The organism is Bradyrhizobium sp. LTSPM299, from assembly GCF_000938235.1.
In the GTDB taxonomy this organism is placed as follows: domain Bacteria; phylum Pseudomonadota; class Alphaproteobacteria; order Rhizobiales; family Xanthobacteraceae; genus Bradyrhizobium.
Map to the genome: position 1 here is coordinate 144,247 of NZ_JYMU01000007.1, position 13,216 is coordinate 157,462.

At 63.7% G+C, this 13,216-nt stretch carries 11 protein-coding genes; 10 read left to right on the forward strand and 1 reads right to left on the reverse strand.

Translation table 11 applies throughout. The annotated features are described in order from the left end of the window. Position 1 precedes the first annotated feature (1 nt). The 10 genes from nusA to UP10_RS05200 all read left to right on the forward strand — a co-directional run bounded on the left by nusA (position 2) and on the right by UP10_RS05200 (position 11,925). Positions 2-1,621, forward strand: a complete 1,620-nt coding sequence (nusA, locus tag UP10_RS05155) for a transcription termination factor NusA (RefSeq protein WP_044586297.1) — start codon at positions 2-4, stop codon at positions 1,619-1,621. Between the two features lie 16 nt (positions 1,622-1,637). Then, the gene (locus tag UP10_RS05160; protein WP_044586298.1) at positions 1,638-2,324 is read left to right on the forward strand and encodes an RNA-binding protein; all 687 of its coding nucleotides are present in this window, start codon (positions 1,638-1,640) and stop codon (positions 2,322-2,324) included. Positions 2,325-2,432: 108 nt separating this feature from the next. After that, entirely contained in the window at positions 2,433-5,135 is a 2,703-nt protein-coding gene (infB, locus tag UP10_RS05165; RefSeq protein ID WP_044586299.1) for a translation initiation factor IF-2, read from the forward strand. Positions 5,136-5,287: 152 nt separating this feature from the next. Next, positions 5,288-5,698, forward strand: coding sequence for a 30S ribosome-binding factor RbfA (gene rbfA, locus UP10_RS05170; protein ID WP_044537869.1), 411 nt, complete (start codon positions 5,288-5,290; stop codon positions 5,696-5,698). Next, positions 5,698-6,807, forward strand: a complete 1,110-nt coding sequence (gene truB / locus UP10_RS05175) for a tRNA pseudouridine(55) synthase TruB (protein WP_044586300.1) — start codon at positions 5,698-5,700, stop codon at positions 6,805-6,807. Before rbfA ends, truB begins: the two co-directional genes overlap by 1 nt. A gap of 2 nt (positions 6,808-6,809) precedes the next feature. Beyond that, entirely contained in the window at positions 6,810-7,079 is a 270-nt protein-coding gene (gene rpsO, locus UP10_RS05180) for a 30S ribosomal protein S15 (protein ID WP_044537871.1), read from the forward strand. A 291-nt stretch (positions 7,080-7,370) separates the two neighbouring features. After that, entirely contained in the window at positions 7,371-9,527 is a 2,157-nt protein-coding gene (gene pnp / locus UP10_RS05185; RefSeq protein ID WP_044586301.1) for a polyribonucleotide nucleotidyltransferase, read from the forward strand. A gap of 189 nt (positions 9,528-9,716) precedes the next feature. Beyond that, positions 9,717-10,451, forward strand: a complete 735-nt coding sequence (locus tag UP10_RS05190) for a superoxide dismutase (protein ID WP_044586501.1) — start codon at positions 9,717-9,719, stop codon at positions 10,449-10,451. Positions 10,452-10,557: 106 nt separating this feature from the next. Further along, positions 10,558-11,010: a GNAT family N-acetyltransferase gene (locus UP10_RS05195; protein WP_044586302.1), complete on the forward strand. Its 453-nt coding sequence runs from the start codon at positions 10,558-10,560 to the stop codon at positions 11,008-11,010. 78 nt (positions 11,011-11,088) lie between these two features. Then, positions 11,089-11,925 (forward strand): hypothetical protein, encoded by an 837-nt coding sequence (locus tag UP10_RS05200; RefSeq protein ID WP_044586303.1) that lies wholly within the window; start codon positions 11,089-11,091, stop codon positions 11,923-11,925. 107 nt (positions 11,926-12,032) lie between these two features. Here the strand turns inward: UP10_RS05200 and fabV are convergent, their stop codons facing one another. Further along, positions 12,033-13,205 carry an enoyl-ACP reductase FabV gene (gene fabV, locus UP10_RS05205; protein ID WP_044586304.1) on the reverse strand — a complete coding sequence of 391 codons (1,173 nt, stop codon included), beginning with the start codon at positions 13,203-13,205 and terminating at the stop codon, positions 12,033-12,035. Positions 13,206-13,216 lie beyond the last annotated feature (11 nt).

Consider the following 13,216-nt stretch of genomic DNA (forward strand, 5'->3'; position numbering starts at 1 on the left):
CATGGCAGTAAGCGCCAACAAACTCGAACTGCTGCAGATCGCAGACGCAGTTGCGCGCGAAAAGTCGATCGACCGCTCAATCGTGATCGCGGCAATGGAAGACGCCATCGCGAAAGCGGCCCGCGCCCGCTACGGCAGCGAGACCGACGTCCATGCCGAGATCGACGCCAAGAAGGGCGAGCTTCGGCTATCGCGCCACATGCTGGTGGTCGACATCGTCGAGAACTCGTCGAACCAGATTTCGCTGGCCGATGCGCAGCGCGCCAATCCGGGCGCCCAGGTCGGCGACACCATCGCCGACACCCTGCCGCCGCTGGAATATGGCCGCATCGCCGCGCAATCCGCCAAGCAGGTGATCGTGCAGAAGGTGCGCGAGGCCGAGCGTGACCGGCAGTATCAGGAATTCAAGGACCGCATCGGCGACATCGTCAACGGCATCGTCAAGCGCGTCGAATATGGCAGCGTGATCGTCGACCTCGGCCGCGGCGAAGCGATCGTCCGTCGTGACGAGATGCTGCCGCGCGAGGTGTTCCGCAACGGCGACCGCGTCCGCGCCTATATTTTCGACGTCCGCCGCGAGACCCGCGGGCCGCAGATCTTCCTGTCCCGCACCCATCCGCAGTTCATGGCAAAGCTGTTCGCGCAGGAAGTGCCTGAAATCTACGACGGCATCGTCGAGATCAAGGCGGTCGCCCGCGATCCCGGCTCGCGCGCCAAGATCGGCGTGATCTCCCGCGACTCGTCGGTCGACCCGGTCGGCGCCTGCGTCGGCATGCGCGGTTCGCGCGTGCAGGCCGTGGTGAACGAGCTGCAGGGCGAAAAGATCGACATCATTCCGTGGTCGCCCGACATTGCGACCTTCGTCGTCAACGCGCTGGCGCCGGCCGAGGTCGCCAAGGTCGTGATCGACGAGGACCGCGAGCGCATCGAGGTCGTGGTTCCCGACACCAACAACCAGCTCTCGCTGGCGATCGGCCGCCGCGGCCAGAACGTCCGTCTTGCCTCGCAGCTGACCGGCTGGGACATCGATATCCTGACCGAGCAGGAGGAGTCGGAGCGCCGTCAGGCCGATTTCGAGAATTCCACGCGGGTGTTCATGGAAGCGCTCAATGTCGACGAAGTGGTCGGCCAATTGCTGGCCTCCGAAGGCTTTACCTCGGTCGAGGAGCTCGCGCTGGTCGACATCAAGGAGCTCGCCGGCATCGAGGGCTTCGACGAGGAGACCGCCACCGAACTGCAGACCCGCGCCCGGGAATATCTTGAGCAGCTCGAGGCCGAGCTGGAATCCAAGCGCAAGGAACTCGGCGTCGACGACGACATGAAGACGGTCCCCGGCGTCAGCTCGAAGATGCTGGTGAAGCTCGGCGAGAACGACGTGAAGACGGTCGAGGACCTCGCCGGCTGCGCCACCGACGATTTGGTCGGCTGGACCGAGCGCAAGGAAGGCAGCGAGCCGACCAAGCATGCCGGGTTCCTCGACGGCACTGAGATTTCGCGCGACGAGGCCGAGGCGATCATCATGCAGGCCCGCGTCAAGGCCGGCTGGATCACCGAGGCCGACCTCGCCAAGCCTGCTGCTGCAGAGGCCGAGGCCGAGGCCGACGCCGACGCAACGGCTTAAAGGAGATGCCGAACGGATGCTCGCATCAGCTGACCCCGATCTCGACGATGGGCCGCGGACCGGTAAGTCCGCGACCACGCGGATGTGCGCGGTCAGCCGCGAGGTGCATCCGATCGACGAACTGATCCGGTTTGTCGTCACCCCCACGGGCGAGGTGATCCCGGATCTCAAGCGCAAGCTGCCGGGCCGCGGAATGTGGATTTCCGCATCGCGGCGAAGCGTTGCGGAAGCCGTCCGTCGTCACCAATTTAGCAAGGGATTCAAGCGCGATGTCCGCGTCGCGCCGACCCTTCCCACCGATACCGACGCACTCCTGGTACGCAGCCTTACCGAGGCCCTGGCGATGGCCGCCAAGGCCGGCCAGGTCGTTTCGGGCTTCGGCAAGGTCGAGGACGCACTCAAGGCGGGCCAAACCGCAGCCCTGATCCACGCTTCCGACGGCGCCGCCGACGGAATCCGCAAATTGGACGCGATTGCCCGGCAAAGGGACGAAAAACGTGGTGAATCGCCGGTAATCGCCGCCGTCAATGTTTTGACGTCGGCAGAATTGGATTTGGCACTTGGGCGGTCAAATGTGATACATGCTGCCCTGCTCGCGGGCCCGGCGAGCAAGACGTTCCTGTCGCGCTGCCAGATGCTGGTTCGATACCGGATGGCCGACGACGACAAGACCGCCGAAGCGGCCAGAAATTCCAGAGCTTGATCCAGGAAGGCGGAGATCGCCTTTCCGACTGGATCACGCTCAATAAAAGACGACGCGTTGAAGGATTTGTGCGGGAAACGCACAGTGAAACGAGATTAGGACTGCTGAATGGTTGATACCAAATCCCCTGGCGACAAGACTCTGAGTGTTCCGACCAAGACGTTGTCGCTGAAGCCGCGCGTCGAGACGGGCACCGTGCGCCAGAGCTTCAGCCATGGCCGGACCAAGCAGGTCGTGGTCGAGAAGCGCGGCAAGCGCCGCGTCGGTGGCGATGGCCCCGGCGAGACGCACGCTCCGGAACCCGTGGTTGCAAAGCCTGCACCGCCCCCGCCCGCCAGGCCGCCGGCCGGCCGGCCCGGTGGCGCGTCAGGTCAGCCCCAGCGCAATGCCGGATCGGGCGTCGTGCTGCGCACGCTGACCGAGGATGAGCGCTCCGCACGCGCCAGCGCGCTGGCCGACGCCAGGCAGCGCGACGTCGAGGAACGCCACCTTGCCGAAGAAGAAGCCAAGCGCCGCGCTATCCGCGAAGTCGCCGAAAAGGCCGAGCGCGAGGCCGCCGAAGTCCGCCGCAAGGCGGAAGACGAGCGCCATCGCCACGAAGAAGAGGCCAAGCGCAAGGCCGAGGTCGAAGCCAAGCGCCGCTTTGGCGAAGGCGAGGCCAAGCCCGGAGCGTCGGCCGCCGCCAGCACCGCGCCCCGACCGACAACCAGTTCTACGCCGGCCCGCACCACGACGTCTGCGCCGGGCCGCACCACGACATCCGCGCCCGTGCGCACCACGACCGCCGCGCCGGGAAGGCCGCCGGCGGTTGCCGCCGAGGCGGAGGAAGATGAAGCTCCGCGTCTGGTGCGCCGGCCCGGCGGCGCCGTGCGCCCCGTCGTTGCGCCCAAGCCCACCCAGAAGCCCGCCCCGCAGAAGCAGCGCGGCCGCCTCACCGTCGTCACCGCGCTCACCGCCGACGACGTGCGCGAGCGCTCGATCGCCTCGTTCCGCCGCCGTACCCAGCGTCTGAAGGGTCATGCCGCGAACGAACCGAAGGAAAAGCTGATCCGCGAGGTGGTGATCCCGGAAGCGATCACGATTCAGGAACTCGCCAACCGCATGGCGGAACGCGCGGTCGAGGTCATCCGCATGCTGATGAAGCAGGGCGCGATGCACAAGATCACCGACGTGATCGACGCCGACACCGCGCAGCTGATCGCCGAAGAATTGGGCCACAGCGTCAGGCGCGTCGCCGCCTCCGACGTGGAAGAAGGCCTGTTCGACGTCGTCGACAATTCCACCGATACCGAGCCGCGTTCGCCCGTGGTCACCGTCATGGGCCACGTCGACCACGGCAAGACCTCGCTGCTCGACGCGCTGCGCCACGCCAACGTGGTCTCAGGCGAAGCCGGCGGCATCACCCAGCATATCGGTGCCTACCAGGTGACTTCGCCGGAAAGCGGCAAGAAGATCACCTTCATCGATACGCCGGGCCACGCCGCGTTCACCGCGATGCGCGCCCGCGGCGCCAAGGTCACCGACATCGTGATCCTGGTGGTCGCGGCCGATGACGGCGTCATGCCGCAGACCATCGAGGCGATCAATCACGCCAAGGCGGCGAAGGTGCCGATGATCATCGCCATCAACAAGATCGACAAGCCTGACGCGAAGCCCGAGCGGGTGCGCACCGAGCTGCTGCAATACGAAGTGCAGGTCGAATCGCTCGGCGGCGACGTCGTCGACGTCGAGGTCTCAGCCAAGAACAAGACCAATCTCGACAAGCTCTTGGAAATGATCGCGCTGCAGGCCGAAATCCTCGACCTGAAGACCAATTCGGAGCGCCCGGCGGAAGGCACCGTGATCGAAGCCAAGCTCGATCGCGGCCGCGGTCCGGTGGCGACCGTGCTGGTCCAGCGCGGCACGCTGCGGGTCGGCGACATCGTCGTCGCCGGCGCCGAGATGGGCCGGGTCCGCGCTTTGATCAACGATCAAGGCGAAACCATCGACGAAGCCGGACCGTCGGTGCCGGTCGAGGTGCTCGGCTTCAACGGCCCGCCGGAAGCCGGCGATCGTCTGGCTGTCGTCGAGAACGAAGCCCGCGCCCGCCAGGTCACGAGCTATCGCGCCCACCAGAAGCGCGAAAACGCCGCGGCCTCGATTTCCGGCATGCGCGGCTCGCTCGAACAGATGATGTCGCAGCTCAAGACTTCGGGCCGCAAGGACTTCCCGCTGATCATCAAGGCCGACGTGCAGGGCTCGCTGGAAGCGATCCTGGGCTCGCTGGAGAAGCTCGGCACCGACGAAGTCGCAGCCCGCATCCTGCATGCAGGTGTCGGCGGCATCTCGGAATCCGACGTCACGCTGGCGGAAGGCTTCAACGCCGCCATCATCGGCTTCTCGGTCCGCGCCAACAAGGAAGCGGCGGCCGCGGCCAAGCGCAACGGCATCGAGATCCGCTACTACAACATCATCTACGATCTGGTGGATGACATCAAAAAGGCGATGTCCGGCCTGCTCGCGCCGACGCTGCGCGAAACCATGCTGGGCAACGCACTGATCCTGGAAGTGTTCAACATTTCCAAGGTCGGCAAGGTCGCGGGTTGCCGCGTCACCGACGGGACCGTGGAGCGCGGCGCCAATGTTCGCCTGATCCGCGACAACGTCGTGGTGCACGAGGGCAAGCTGTCGACGCTGAAGCGCTTCAAGGATGAAGTGAAGGAAGTGGTTTCCGGCCAGGAATGCGGCATGGCGTTCGAGAACTACGGCGACATGCGTGCCGGCGACGTGATCGAATGCTACCGCGTCGAGACGATCCAGCGCTCTCTGTAAGTCCAAATCTTACGAAGCGCCTGGTTCATGACTCACTGAAAATGCCGCGGCGTGGCCGGACCTGGTCCGGCCACCCGTGCATTGCCTGATTTGAAAATTTGGGAATCGATGCCCGTGGTCGGCCGCGGGCATCACGATTTTGGAAGAAGATCATGCCCCGCCAAACCAAGAGCACCGCCTCCGGCGGCTCGCAACGACAATTACGCGTCGGCGAAACGGTTCGCCATGCGGTTGCCGATATTCTGTCGCAAGGTGACGTTCACGATCCGGATCTCGAAGGCCACATCATCACCGTTCCCGAGGTGCGTATGTCGCCGGACCTGAAGCTCGCCACAGTCTATGTGATGCCGCTCGGCGGACGCGACACCGACGTCGTGATCGCCGCGCTCGAGCGCAACAAGAAATTCCTGCGCGGCGAGATCGCGCATCGCGTTAACCTGAAATTCGCACCTGACATTCGCTTTCGCGTCGATGAACGATTCGACGAAGCGGAACGTATCGAGAAATTACTGCGAACACCTGCGGTGCAGAGAGACCTCGCACCCGATTCGGACGACGAGTGATGACTGTGACGACGACCAGCAGCGCGATCGACGCTGATGATGCCGATAAGCGCGACGCCGAGCGAAATATTTTTTCTGAAGCGCGCGGCGACGAGCAGCGCCGGGTCAACAACGATCCGCGCCCGAGGCAGGGCAAGCAGAACCAGCAGCCGCGCCGCGACAAGCGCGACGTGCACGGCTGGGTCGTGCTCGACAAGCCGATCGGCATGACCTCGACGCACGCGGTCGCGGTGCTCAAGCGGCTGTTCTCCGCCAAGCGCGCGGGCCACGCCGGCACGCTCGATCCGCTCGCCTCCGGCGGCTTGCCGATTGCCCTGGGTGAAGCCACCAAGACGGTGCCGTTCGTGATGGACGGCCGCAAACGCTACCGCTTCACGGTGTCGTGGGGCGAGGAGCGCGACACCGACGACACCGAGGGACGCGCCGTCAAGACCAGCGAGATCAGGCCGACCGCCGATTCGATCCGCGAGCTGCTGCCCCGCTTCACCGGGGTGATCGAGCAGATCCCGCCGCAATATTCGGCGATCAAGGTGCAGGGCGAGCGCGCCTACGATCTGGCGCGTGACGGCGAGACCGTGGAACTGAAGCCCCGTCCGGTCGAGATTCACGAATTAATCCTTGTGGAACATGGAGATAACGGCCAATCCGTGTTCGAGGCCGAATGCGGCAAGGGAACCTATGTGCGGGCCCTGGCCCGCGATATGGGCCGGATTCTTGGCTGTTTCGGCCATATCTGCGCGCTGCGGCGGACCCTTGTCGGCCCGTTTACGGAAGCGGACATGATTCCGCTGGAACAGTTAGAGGCTTTATGCAATAGAGCCGCGTCGGGCGAGGGCAGCCTCGCCGACGCGCTTTTGCCCGTTGAGACCGCGCTGGACGACATCCCGGCACTGGCCGTCACACGGGCTGATGCGGCAAGGCTCCATAGGGGCCAGGCCGTTTTGTTGCGCGGACGGGATGCGCCCAATACTAGCGGCACAGTCTATGTCACGGTGGCAGGCCGGCTTCTGGCCCTCGCCGAAATTGGCAATGGCGAACTCATCCCCAAGCGCGTGTTCAACCTGAACGGACTGACTGCCAGTCCGGCTCGCAACAATGGAAGTGTTTGACGATGTCGATTACCGCCGAACGCAAAGCGGAAGTGATCAAGACCAATGCCAACAAGACCGGCGACACCGGTTCGCCCGAGGTCCAAGTCGCGATCCTGACGGAACGCATCACCAACCTCACCGAGCACTTCAAGACCCACGTGAAGGACAATCATTCACGCCGCGGCCTCCTGAAGCTCGTGTCGACGCGTCGTTCCCTGCTCGACTACATCAAGAAGAAGGACGAGGCGCGCTACAAGGCGCTGCTCGAAAAGCACAACATCCGTCGTTGATGTTGAGAAGTACGCGCGCGCGGTTCGCGCGCGTTTTCATATGATCTTCCGGAAAAGCGGACTTTCGAATTGTCGAAAGATGATCATGCGCACTAGCGTCCAGCAGCAATCCGGCCGCCGGACGGGGCAAGATGCCCAGATGACCGAAGGGATGGAAGCCATCCGAAATCCAAAGACCATGGCAGGATCGCCGGATACTGATCGCCAGATCGCGTCAGTATCTAGCCGTCTTGCGCATGGTCTTTGCGTTTCAGGCTCCGTGCTTTCGTGAAACCATGAAAGAAGACCAAAATGTTCAACAAGCATTCTGTCGAGATCGACTGGGGTGGACGTCCCCTCAAGCTTGAAACCGGCAAGATCGCCCGCCAGGCCGACGGCGCCGTGGTGGCGACCTATGGCGAGACCGTGGTGCTCGCCACCGTCGTGGCGGCGAAGACGCCGCGCGAAGGCGTCGACTTCCTGCCGCTCACGGTCGACTACCAGGAGAAGACCTATGCCGCGGGCCGCATCCCCGGCGGCTATTTCAAGCGCGAAGGACGCCCGACCGAAAAGGAGACGCTGGTCTCCCGCCTGATCGATCGCCCGATCCGCCCGCTGTTCGTCGACGGCTGGCGCAACGAGACCCAGGTGATCGTCACCGTTCTCTCCCACGACATGGAGAACGATCCTGACATCGTGGCGCTGGTGGCTTCGTCCGCCGCGCTGACCCTGTCCGGTGCACCCTTCAAGGGCCCGATCGGTGCAGCACGCGTCGGCTTCGCCAATGACGAATACGTGCTCAACCCGACGCTGGACGAGATGACCGAAACCCAGCTCGACCTCGTCGTCGCCGGCACCGCCGACGCCGTGCTGATGGTCGAATCGGAAGCCAAGGAGCTCAACGAAGACGTGATGCTCGGCGCGGTCATGTTCGGCCATCGCCACTTCCAGCCGGTCATCAACGCGATCATCGAGCTCGCCGAGAAAGCCGCCAAGGAGCCGCGCGAGGTCATCACTATCGACAATTCGGCGATCGAGAAGGAAATGCTTGGTTTCGCCGAGCAGGATCTCCGCAAGGCCTATGCGATCCCGGTGAAGCAGGAACGCTATGCCGCAGTCGGCAAGGTCAAGGAAAAGGTGCTCGCGCACTTCTTCCCTGAAGGCCAGGAACCGAAATACGACAAGCTGCGTGTCGCCGGCGTATTCAAGGAACTCGAAGCCAAGATCGTCCGCTGGAACATCCTCGACACCGGCAAGCGCATCGACGGCCGTGACGCCAAGACCGTGCGTAACATCGTCGCCGAAGCCGGCATCCTGCCGCGCGCCCATGGTTCGGCGCTGTTCACCCGCGGCGAGACCCAGGCGATGGTCGTGACCACGCTCGGCACCGGTGAGGACGAACAGTACATCGACGCGCTGGCGGGAACCTACAAGGAAACGTTCCTGCTGCACTACAACTTCCCTCCCTACTCGGTCGGTGAAACCGGTCGCCTCGGCGGCACCAAGCGCCGCGAGATCGGCCACGGCAAGCTCGCCTGGCGCGCGATCCATCCGGTGCTGCCGCCGCATCACGAGTTCCCCTACACGGTACGCGTGGTCTCGGAGGTCACCGAGTCGAACGGTTCGTCGTCGATGGCCTCGGTCTGCGGCGCCTCGCTGGCGCTGATGGATGCGGGCGTGCCGTTGAAGCGGCCGACCGCGGGTATCGCGATGGGCCTGATCCTCGAAGACAAGCGCTTCGCGGTGCTCTCAGACATCCTCGGTGACGAGGATCATCTCGGCGACATGGACTTCAAGGTTGCCGGCACCGAGCTGGGCATCACCTCGCTGCAGATGGACATCAAGATCGAGGGCATCACCGAGGAGATCATGAAGGTCGCGCTCGGACAGGCCAAGGACGGCCGCATACATATCCTGGGTGAGATGTCCAAGGCATTGACCGCCGCGCGTGCCGAACTCGGCGAATACGCGCCGCGCATCGAGACCTTCAAGATCGCCACCGACAAGATCCGTGAAGTGATCGGCACCGGCGGCAAGGTGATCCGCGAGATCGTCGAGAAGACCGGCGCCAAGGTCAACATCGAGGACGACGGCACCGTGAAGGTCGCCTCCAATGATGGCGAAGCGATGAAGGCTGCGATCAAGTGGATCAAGTCGATCGCATCGGATCCGGAGATCGGGCTGATCTATGACGGCACCGTCGTCAAGGTGATGGAGTTCGGAGCTTTCGTGAACTTCTTCGGCGCCAAGGACGGCCTCGTCCACATCAGCCAGCTCGCTTCGGCGCGCGTGCAGAAGACCTCGGACGTCGTCAAGGAAGGCGACAAGGTCAAGGTCAAGCTGCTCGGGTTCGACGATCGCGGCAAGACCCGGCTCTCGATGAAGGCGGTCGACCAGCAGACCGGCGAAGATCTCGAAGCCAAGCAGAAGACCGACGGACCGGCGCCCCGCGAAGCGGCCGGCGAGTAAAGTCTGATTGGAACGAAATGACCAAGGGCGGCCGAAAGGCCGCCCTTTTGTTTGCTACGATGCTCCGGCGATGCGCGATTCCGACGCAGCGTCACAATGACCGTCTTCGAAACTGCGTACGGTGGCTCGCGCGTATCTCGCTGCGCTCTGTCGACGACGGACCCATAGCTTCAGGTGAGGAGAGAAATGATGTCATCCCTATCCCGGCGCCAGCTTGTGTTAGCGGCAACCACGGCCGCAGTGGCTGCCGCCGCTCCGCGCTTCGTGTTCGCACAAGCGACGTCGCCATCGGCGGCCGCGCCGTTCTCGGTCCCGCCGCTGACCTATCCGACGACCGCGTTCGAGCCGCACATCGATGCCAAGACGATGGAGATCCATCACGACAAGCATCATCAAGCCTACGTCACCAATTTGAACAATTTCGCCAAGGACAATCCGCAGATCGCCGAGAAGCCGATCGTGGAGGTGCTCGGCAACCTCAACAATGTTTCGGAATCGATCCGCACCGGCGTGCGCAACAATCTGGGCGGCCACGCCAACCACACGATGTTCTGGCAGATCATGGGGCCGAACGGCGGCAAGCCGGATGGCGAGGTGCTCGCCGCGATCGAGCGCGACCTCGGCGGCATCGAGAAATTCCAGACCGATTTCAATGCTGCCGGCGGACGCGTGTTCGGCTCCGGTTGGGTCTTCGTCACGGTAACCAACGACGGCAAGCTCGCGATCGAGACGCGGCCGAACCAGGACAACCCGATCATGGACGGCAAGCGCGCGTTGCTCGGCAACGACGTTTGGGAGCACGCCTATTATCTGACCTACCAGAACCGCCGGCCGGACTATCTCAAGGCGTGGTGGAATACGGTGAACTGGACGGCCGTCGGCGAGCGCTATGCGGCGGCAAAGGCCGGGACGCTCGGCGTCTGAGCTCGGCTGCGCGGCTCGCCAGCCGAGACGTCATCCGGTAAGCTGAAAGCCACGATCAAGGCCTCGCGGGAGATCGCGGGGCCTTTCGCATCATGAGACATCCACGATAACGCTCCCCACCATTCGCCGCGCCCGACCGGACGAATATGACGAGATCGCCCGCGTCTGGATGGAGAGCTGGGTCTCGACTGGCCTCGCCGAGGCCAGCGATGTCCTGCTGACCGCTCTGCGGGTACGCCTGCGCGAGGAGGTCGAGAACGGCTGGAGCCTGTTCGTCGCCGAGGATCAGGCAACGCTCGCCGGCATGCTGGCACTGCATCTCTCCGACAACTACCTCGACCAGCTCTTCGTCGCGCCGGCCTATCACGGCAAGAGCGTGGGACGACAGCTGCTTGCCTTCACGCGCCAGCTCTTGCCCGACGAAATCTGGCTGCGCTGCGCGGTCGGAAACGAAAAGGCCTGGCGCTGGTATGAGCGCGAAGGTTTTTTGTTCGAAGGAGAGAAGCTCAATCCGCTGAACGGGCTGATGATGAAGTACTATCGGTGGAAGAAGCGATAAGCGCTGCCGCTCGCCTTGCCGAGCCGGAGCGCACGCTCTAGTTTAGCCGTCAGTCGCATCAACTTTCATTCATCGATCATGTTCCGTCGTTTCGTCGCCGCCGCCGTCCTGGCCTCATGCTTTGCCGCAGCGGGATGGGCTCAATCACCTCCGACACCAACCGCCCCCACAAAACCCAACCCCGCCAAGCCGATTGCAAAGAAGCCCGCGCCGAAGGCCAAGGCGGCGGCGAAGCCACCGGTTGCCGTGGAGACCGGTTCGTGCCGGCTCGGCGTGATCTCGGTGCTCGGAAATCAATTCGCGGTGCAAAAATACGGTGTGACGATCATCGGTAACGAATCGATCAACGTTCCAATCGATTGGGGGCTCGACGACCTCGTCTTCGCGCGCGTTCGCGCGGCGACCGGCAATGATCCCGCGGTCCGCAGGATCAGCTATCCGAGCGGTGCCTTCGACCCGTTCTATCATCCGAAACCGCATCTGCTGCCGGATCCAAGCGAGGGCATCCCGGCGATCGTGCAAAGCTTTACAGCCAATGCGAACTGCGAACGCTATCTCGTCGTGACTAAATTCAGGTTGCATCCGCGGGACACCAACCTCAGTCTCGACGGCATCGGCACCTACAATCAGGGCCTCGGCTCGATGCTCAGGCACTCGCATGTATTCGCCAATGTGGCGCTGACGCTGCTCGACGGCAGGAGCTATGCGAGGATCGACCGCACGCTGGAAACTATGGGTAACCGCTTCTCCGAAAGCATGAGAATGACGGAAAACCCGTTCAAGCATCTCGACAATTCGGACTTTCCCGACCCTCCCGAAGCTGCGGCCTCCAGCGCGACGCTGCGCGAGAAGACCCGCGGCTTGGTTGCGGAACAGATCGACCAGGCAATGCCCGCCTATCTCAAGGAGGAGTAGATGACGATGCGTAGCCCGGATGGAGCGAAGCGCAATCCGGGACAAGTGCAAACGCGGAACGAACTCCCCGGATTTCGCTTCGCTGCATCCGGGCTACAGAGTTCGGCCTAACCCGGCACCACGCGCGGATCCACGTCCTGCGTGTAGTCGACGCCGTCGATGCCGAATCCGAACAGGCGCAGGAATTGGCTCTTGTATTCGCCGAGGTCTGCCAGCTCACCGAGCGTTTCCGTGGAGAGCAGAGGCCACCGTCGCGACACCTCCGCCTGAACCTCGGGCGAAAGCTCCCAGTCGTCGAGTCTGACGCGCTGCGCCTCATCAAGCTTGACGTCAGCGCCAAGGCGGGTCCGGAACAGGCGGTCGATCTGCTCGATACATCCTTCGTGGAGTCCGAGATGCTTCATGACCTTGAACAGCACCGTGCCATAGAGCGGCACCACCGGAATGGCTGAACTCGCCTGGGTGACCACGGCCTTCAACGCCACCACGCGGGCCGCGTCGGGGCCAAGCCGGCCGCGAATCGCTTCCGCCTTGCCGTCGAGATCGACCTTGGCGCGCCCCAGCGTGCCGTTCCAGTAGATCGGCCAGGTCAATTCGCTGCCGATGTAGGTGTAGTTGAGCGTGCGGAAACCTGGCGCCAGGACACCGGCGTCCGCTAGTTGGTCGATCCAACGCTTCCAGTCATCGCCGCCCATCACCGCGACCGTGGCCGCGGTTTGATCCTCGCTTGCCGGCTCAAGGGTCGTCTGGAAGACCTCGCCGGTCTCAGTATCGAGGGTCTTGATCTCGACCGGAGCGCCGAGCGGCTTGATGACCGAGCGATAGGTCGTGCCGGTGTCCGGATCGGTCCTGGCAGGAGCGGCCATGCTGTAGACCAGCAGGTCGAGCTGCCCGAACTTTTCGCGCACGCTCGCGATGAAGGCCTTCTTCAGCTCGTCGGAGAAAGCGTCGCCCTCGAGAGTGACGGGAGAGCGCCCGATTTTCTGGGCCTCGATCTCGAATGCGCGATTGTTGTACCAGCCGGCGCTGGCGGTTCTCTTTTCCGAAGGCTCACGCTCCAGCGACACGCCGATGGTGTCGGCACCGCCGGCGAAGGTCGCGACGATGCGGCTTGCAAGGCCGTAACCGGTCGAACACCCCAGCACGGCGACGCGCTTGGGGCACTCAGGAACGGATCCCTGGCGGAGAACATAAGCGATCTGCTCGCGGACATTTTTGGCGCAGCCGACAGGGTGCGCCGTCGTGCAGATGAAACCTCGCACGCGCGGTTCGATAATCATGCCCACTCCGT

Bases quoted from the DNA above. Each gene is read 5' to 3' on its own strand.
- nusA (WP_044586297.1), top strand. From the start codon at position 2: ATGGCAGTAAGCGCCAACAAACTCGAACTGCTGCAGATCGCAGACGCA.
- UP10_RS05160 (WP_044586298.1), top strand. From the start codon at position 1,638: ATGCTCGCATCAGCTGACCCCGATCTCGACGATGGGCCGCGGACCGGT.
- infB (WP_044586299.1), top strand. From the start codon at position 2,433: ATGGTTGATACCAAATCCCCTGGCGACAAGACTCTGAGTGTTCCGACC.
- rbfA (WP_044537869.1), top strand. From the start codon at position 5,288: ATGCCCCGCCAAACCAAGAGCACCGCCTCCGGCGGCTCGCAACGACAA.
- truB (WP_044586300.1), top strand. From the start codon at position 5,698: ATGACTGTGACGACGACCAGCAGCGCGATCGACGCTGATGATGCCGAT.
- rpsO (WP_044537871.1), top strand. From the start codon at position 6,810: ATGTCGATTACCGCCGAACGCAAAGCGGAAGTGATCAAGACCAATGCC.
- pnp (WP_044586301.1), top strand. From the start codon at position 7,371: ATGTTCAACAAGCATTCTGTCGAGATCGACTGGGGTGGACGTCCCCTC.
- UP10_RS05190 (WP_044586501.1), top strand. From the start codon at position 9,717: ATGTCATCCCTATCCCGGCGCCAGCTTGTGTTAGCGGCAACCACGGCC.
- UP10_RS05200 (WP_044586303.1), top strand. From the start codon at position 11,089: ATGTTCCGTCGTTTCGTCGCCGCCGCCGTCCTGGCCTCATGCTTTGCC.
- fabV (WP_044586304.1), bottom strand. From the start codon at position 13,205: ATGATTATCGAACCGCGCGTGCGAGGTTTCATCTGCACGACGGCGCAC.